The sequence below is a fragment of the Microbacterium sp. genome, assembly GCF_011620715.1.
In the GTDB taxonomy this organism is placed as follows: Bacteria; Actinomycetota; Actinomycetes; order Actinomycetales; family Microbacteriaceae; genus Microbacterium.
Window position 1 is genome coordinate 1 of record NZ_WOYP01000053.1, and the last position, 5,766, is coordinate 5,766.

Here is a 5,766-nt window from a genome sequence, read left to right on the forward strand (position 1 = left end):
ACCTGGCCCTCGATCCCCTCGGGGATCAGCTTGTCGTCGTTGGGGACGTCGGCCTGGAAGTAGCGGTCCTTGGAGTACGAGGTCTTCTTGCCGCGGGTCTGCAGCGCACCCAGCGATCCCATCCCCCGGTACTGCTTGAACTGCTTGCCGCCCTGGAAGACGATCTCACCGGGCGACTCGTCGGTGCCCGCCAGCAGCGAGCCGAGCATGACGGTGTCGGCGCCGGCGACGAGCGCCTTCGCGATGTCGCCCGAGTACTGCAGGCCGCCGTCGGCGATCACCGGGATGCCGGCCTCCCGCGCTGCCAGAGATGCCTCGTACACGGCGGTGACCTGGGGCACGCCCACGCCCGCCACGATGCGCGTGGTGCAGATCGAACCCGGTCCGACGCCGACTTTGACGGCATCCACTCCCGCGTCGATCAGCGCCTGCGCGCCCTCGCGGGTCGCGACGTTGCCGCCGATGATGTCGATGTGCTCGAAGGATGCGTCCGCCTTGAGCCGGCGGACGATGTCGATGACCCCGGCGGACTGGCCGTTGGCCGTGTCGACCACGAGCACATCCACTCCGGCGTCGCGCAGCGCCTCGGCGCGCTCCCAGGCGTCGCCGAAGAAGCCGATCGCGGCGCCGACGCGCAGGCGGCCCTGCTCGTCCTTCGTGGCGAGGGGGTACTTCTCGCTCTTGTCGAAGTCCTTGACGGTGATCAGGCCGGCGAGCTTGCCGTTGTCGTCGATGAGGGGAAGCTTCTCGACGCGGTGCTTCGCGAAGATCGCGATCACGTCGTTCGCGCCGATGCCGACGTGGGCCGTGACCAGGCTCTCGCTGGTCATGACGTCCTTCACGTGGGTCGTGGAGCGCTCGAAGCCCGAGACGAAGCGCATGTCGCGGTTGGTGACGATGCCCACCAGGCGCCCGTCGGGATCGATGACCGGAAGTCCCGAGATGCGGAACTGCGCGCACAGCGCCTCGACCTCGTCGATCGTGGCATCGGGCGTGGTGGTGATCGGGTTGGAGATCATGCCCGACTCGCTGCGCTTCACGCGGTCGACCATCGACGCCTGCTCGTCGATCGACAGGTTGCGATGCAGGATGCCGAGGCCTCCCTCACGGGCGATCGCGATCGCCATGCGGGCTTCGGTGACGGTGTCCATCGCGCTCGAGAGGAGCGGCGTCGCCACGGTGATGCGGCGGGTGACGCGCGAGGACGTGTCGGCCTCGCTCGGGATCACGTCGGTGTGTCCGGGCAGGAGCAGAACGTCGTCGTACGTGAGTCCGACGAAGCCGAAGGGATCGTGGTTCTGCATGGGTTCTCCTGCGCGTGGCTCGCGCGTTGCTCGAAGTGGACGACGACGGCCGGTGCGCAGAACGCGCCGTACTCGATTCTAAGCGAGCGGGCACCCGATTCATTCCGCGCGATCGCGGTGAACGGCGAGTGATCCACCCAGGTCCAAAGAGTGTTGTAGGCGAAACAAGGACGACACATTACGCTCGTACCGTCGTGATCAGCGCTGCTGCGACCCGGAGCTTCGACGCGCGGCGGCGGACTGGGAGGTTTTGTGAGTCCTACGGCTCTACGCGTTCGACGAGTCCAGCCCTGGCTGGTCGTCGTGATCGGCACGCTCCTCGCGGCGGCGATGCTGTTCCTGTCCGCACCGGGCGCTTTCGCGTCCGCTCCGGACGCCCCGGGCGGTGACCAAGAGGCGACGGACTTCTACTTCGGCGGCGTCATCACCTTCGAGGAGCAGGGCGTCCCCGACGTCACTGTCAAAGTGGCCGGCAACGGCTTCGAGGCCGAAACGGTCACCAACGCCGAGGGACAGTGGCGGCTGTACGTCCCCGAAAAGGAGAAATACACCCTCACGGTCGACGAGTCGACGCTGCCCGAGGGCGTGATCGTCGACGGCGACTCCGCCTCGCAGGAGGTGGAATTCGGACTCACCGGGTCGAAGATCGTCAACCTGTTCCTCGGCGAGGGCGAACGCGCCACGCAATCGTTCTTCGATCAGCTGATGGTTCGCCTGATCAACGGCCTCAACTTCGGCCTTCTGCTCGCCCTGGCCGCGATGGGCGCCTCGCTCATCTACGGCACCACCGGGCTGTCGAACTTCGCGCACGGCGAGATGGTCACCTGGGGCGCGCTCATGGCGCTGGTGCTGACCTCGTTCTGGTCGGTGCCGTTCTGGCTCGGGATCATCATCGCGGTGATCATGGGAGGCGTGCTCGGACTTGCGCTCGATGCCGGCCTGTGGAGACCTCTGAGACGAAGAGGCCTCGGGGTCGTTCAGCTGATGATCGTCAGCATCGGCCTCTCGCTCGCACTGCGCTACACGTACCAGTACTTCATCGGCGGCAAGACCTACCAGCTGCCCGGGGCGAGCCCCGCACCCATCCGGTTCGGGCCGATCTCGCTGTCGTACATCGACCTGATCAGCATGGCGGTGAGCATCGTCGTCATCCTGATCGTCGCGTACTTCCTGCTGGGCACCCGCATCGGCAAGGCGACGCGCGCGATCTCCGACAACCCGCAGCTCGCCTCCGCATCCGGCATCAACGTGGACCGGGTCATCCGGATCGTGTGGGTGCTCGCGGGTGTGCTCGCAGCCCTGTCCGGCATCCTTTGGGCGTACTTCCGCCCAGGTGTGAAGTGGGACATGGGCACTCAGATGCTGCTGCTGATCTTCGCGGCGATCACCCTCGGCGGTCTCGGCACCGCGTTCGGCGCACTGCTGGGTGCACTGATCGTCGGCGTGGTCGTCGAGGTCTCGACGCTGTGGATCCCCTCCGACCTCAAGTACGCAGGCGCGCTGGTCGTGCTGATCCTCATCCTGCTCGTCAGACCTCAGGGCCTGCTCGGTCGCAAAGAGAGATTGGGGTAGCGCCATGGATTGGGGAGCAATTCTCTCGAACACGCTCAGCTACATCCTGAGCCCCGTCACGATCGCGTACGCGCTCGCGGCGACCGGCCTGGCCGTGCACTTCGGCTACGCCGGACTGCTCAACTTCGGTATGGCGGGCTTCATGGCCCTCGGCGGCTACGGCTACGCGATCGCGGTGCTGAGCTTCGGCATCCCGTGGTGGCTCGGCATGATCATCGGCCTCCTCGCGGCGGCGCTGTTCGCACTGATCCTCGGCATCCCGACTCTGCGTCTGCGCGCCGACTACCTCGCCATCGTGACGATCGCCGCGGCCGAGATCGTCCGGCTGCTGTTCACCACCCAGGTGTTCGATCAGTGGACCAACTCGGCCGATGGCCTGGGCGGCTACCACCAGGGCTTCCGTGCCGCGAACCCGTTCCCGCCCGGCCAGTACGGGTTCGGGCCGTGGGAATCGAATGAGACCGTACTGTGGGTGCGCGTCTTCGGTCTGACGATGCTCGCGATCGCGATCCTGCTGGTCTGGTCGCTGATGCGCAGCCCGTGGGGTCGCGTGCTCAAGGGCATCCGCGAGGACGAGGATGCCGTGCGGGCGCTCGGCAAGAACGTCTTCGCGTACAAGATGCAGGCGCTCGTGGTCGGTGGTGCGATCGGCGCGATGGGCGGCATCGTCTACGTGCTTCCCTCGGCCGTCGTCCCTTCGAGCTACACGACATCGCTCACGTTCTTCCTCTGGACGATCCTCCTGCTCGGCGGCGCAGCCACCGTGTTCGGCCCGACGCTCGGCGCAGTCATCTTCTGGGTCGTGCTCGCCTTCCTGGGCAACCTCCTCCCCGAACTCGCCGATGCCGGCATCCTGCCGATGTCCTCGATTCAGGCCGGAACGCTGCGCTACATCCTGGTCGGCGTCGCCCTCATGGTCCTCGTGATCTTCAGGCCGCAGGGCATCCTCGGCGACAAGAGGGAGATGACCTTTGTCAAATAGCGATGCGGACAACGGCGCTGCGGCCTACGGCTCCGCCGAGACCACGCCCACGACCGGCAGCGTCCGCCGACCGAAGACCGGCGGCCTCGCCAAGGGCGACGCGGCCCCCGGCGTCGCCAAGACCGACCCGATCATGATCGTCGACAACGTCACTCGTCGCTTCGGCGGCCTCACCGCCGTCGACGTGGACCATCTCGAGATCCCGCGCGGCGCGATCACTGCGCTGATCGGCCCGAACGGCGCCGGCAAGACGACGCTGTTCAACCTGCTGTGCGGCTTCGACAAGCCCAACAGCGGGACGTGGTCGTTCGACGGCACGACCCTGTCCGGCATCCCGGCCTTCAAAGTGGCTCGGATGGGCCAGGTGCGCACCTTCCAGCTCACCAAGGCGCTCTCGCTGCTCACCGTGCTCGAGAACATGAAGCTGGGCGCGACGAAGCAGCGGGGCGAGCGGTTCTGGACGAGCTTCATCCCCGCGTTCTGGCGTTCGCAGGACACCGAGATCGAGGGCAAGGCGCGTGAGCTGCTGCAGCGCTTCAAGCTCGACGCGAAGGAGAAGGATTTCGCCGCCTCGCTGTCGGGCGGTCAGCGGAAGCTTCTCGAGATGGCACGCGCCCTCATGAGCGACCCGACGCTGGTGATGCTCGATGAGCCGATGGCAGGCGTCAACCCCGCCCTCACCGAGTCGCTGCTCGACCACATCCTCGACTTGAAGGACCTCGGCATGACGGTGCTGTTCGTGGAGCACGACATGCACATGGTCCGCCACATCGCCGACTGGGTCGTCGTGATGGCCGAAGGACGCATCGTGGCAGAAGGGCCGCCCGAGACCGTCATGCACGAGAAAGCCGTCATCGACGCCTACCTCGGCAGCCATCAGGACGTCGACCTCGGTGTCATCACCGGCCGATACGCGGGCGAGCTCGACGCGGAGGCGAAGGAACTGCTGGCGGAGATCCACGACGCCGAAGAAGATGCCATCGCCGAGGCCGAGGAGGAGAACAAGTGAGCGACCCTTCGACGGGCTCAGCGCCCGAAGTGGCACCGGCGGCACCGGCGATGGACATGAGCCACGCCGGCGAGCGATCGGTCGCCAAGACCGACGCGGTCGTCGTCGAGGTCACCGACCTCGTCGCGGGCTACCTGCCGGGCGTGAACATCCTCAACAGCACGAACCTGATTGCGCGGCAAGGCGAGCTGATCGGCATCATCGGCCCCAACGGTGCCGGCAAGTCGACGCTGCTCAAGGCGATCTTCGGCTTGGTGAAGGTGCGCGGGGGCGCCATCACCGTCAACGGCGAGAGCATCGTCGGGCTGAATGCGGACAAGCTCGTCAAACGCGGAGTAGCTTTCGTGCCGCAGACCAACAACGTCTTCCCCTCGCTCTCGATCGAGGAGAACCTGCAGATGGGGCTCTACCAGAACCCCAAGATCTACAGCGAGCGGCTCGAGTTCGTCACCGGCATCTTCGCGGAGCTCGGCAAGCGCCTCAAGCAGCGCGCGGGGTCGCTCTCGGGTGGTGAGCGCCAGATGGTGGCGATGTCGCGTGCCCTCATGATGGACCCGTCGGTGCTGCTCCTCGATGAGCCGTCGGCGGGATTGTCCCCCGTGCGGCAGGACGATGCGTTCATCCGCGTCTCCGACATAAACAAGGCCGGCGTGACCACCATCATGGTCGAGCAGAACGCCCGCCGGTGCCTCCAGATCTGCGACCGGGGCTACGTGCTCGATCAGGGCCGCGACGCGTACGAGGGCACCGGCCGCGAGCTTCTGAACGACCCCAAGGTCATCGGGCTGTACCTCGGAACACTGGGCTCCGACGGGGTGTAGCGCCCCTCGAGCCCGTGCCTCCCGTCCCGAGAAGGTGCCCCGGGTCCCGAGAAGGTGCCCCGGGTCCCGAGAAGGTGC

At 66.6% G+C, this 5,766-nt stretch carries 5 protein-coding genes; 4 read left to right on the forward strand and 1 reads right to left on the reverse strand.

Going from position 1 to position 5,766, the window contains the following annotated elements:
• A partial coding sequence (guaB, locus tag QZV84_RS05095; RefSeq protein ID WP_292826296.1) for an IMP dehydrogenase occupies window positions 1-1,304 on the reverse strand: 1,304 nt, incomplete at its 3' end.
• A gap of 330 nt (window positions 1,305-1,634) precedes the next feature.
• On the opposite strand from guaB, the gene QZV84_RS05100 reads away from it, so the two are divergent.
• From QZV84_RS05100 to QZV84_RS05115, 4 genes are all read left to right on the forward strand, one after another.
• Window positions 1,635-2,876, forward strand: coding sequence for a branched-chain amino acid ABC transporter permease (locus QZV84_RS05100; RefSeq protein WP_292826316.1), 1,242 nt, complete (start codon window positions 1,635-1,637; stop codon window positions 2,874-2,876).
• Between the two features lie 4 nt (window positions 2,877-2,880).
• Window positions 2,881-3,858, forward strand: a complete 978-nt coding sequence (locus QZV84_RS05105; protein ID WP_292826299.1) for a branched-chain amino acid ABC transporter permease — start codon at window positions 2,881-2,883, stop codon at window positions 3,856-3,858.
• Window positions 3,859-3,991: 133 nt separating this feature from the next.
• Entirely contained in the window at window positions 3,992-4,867 is an 876-nt protein-coding gene (locus QZV84_RS05110) for an ABC transporter ATP-binding protein (protein WP_292826319.1), read from the forward strand.
• A 50-nt stretch (window positions 4,868-4,917) separates the two neighbouring features.
• A complete protein-coding gene (locus QZV84_RS05115; protein ID WP_292826322.1) occupies window positions 4,918-5,688 on the forward strand; it encodes an ABC transporter ATP-binding protein in 771 nt (256 codons plus the stop codon).
• The last annotated feature ends 78 nt before the right edge of the window (window positions 5,689-5,766 follow it).

Coding starts and splice junctions, on each gene's coding strand:
- QZV84_RS05100 (WP_292826316.1), top strand. CDS start 1,635: ATGCTGTTCCTGTCCGCACCGGGCGCTTTCGCGTCCGCTCCGGACGCC.
- QZV84_RS05105 (WP_292826299.1), top strand. CDS start 2,881: ATGGATTGGGGAGCAATTCTCTCGAACACGCTCAGCTACATCCTGAGC.
- QZV84_RS05110 (WP_292826319.1), top strand. CDS start 3,992: ATGATCGTCGACAACGTCACTCGTCGCTTCGGCGGCCTCACCGCCGTC.
- QZV84_RS05115 (WP_292826322.1), top strand. CDS start 4,918: ATGGACATGAGCCACGCCGGCGAGCGATCGGTCGCCAAGACCGACGCG.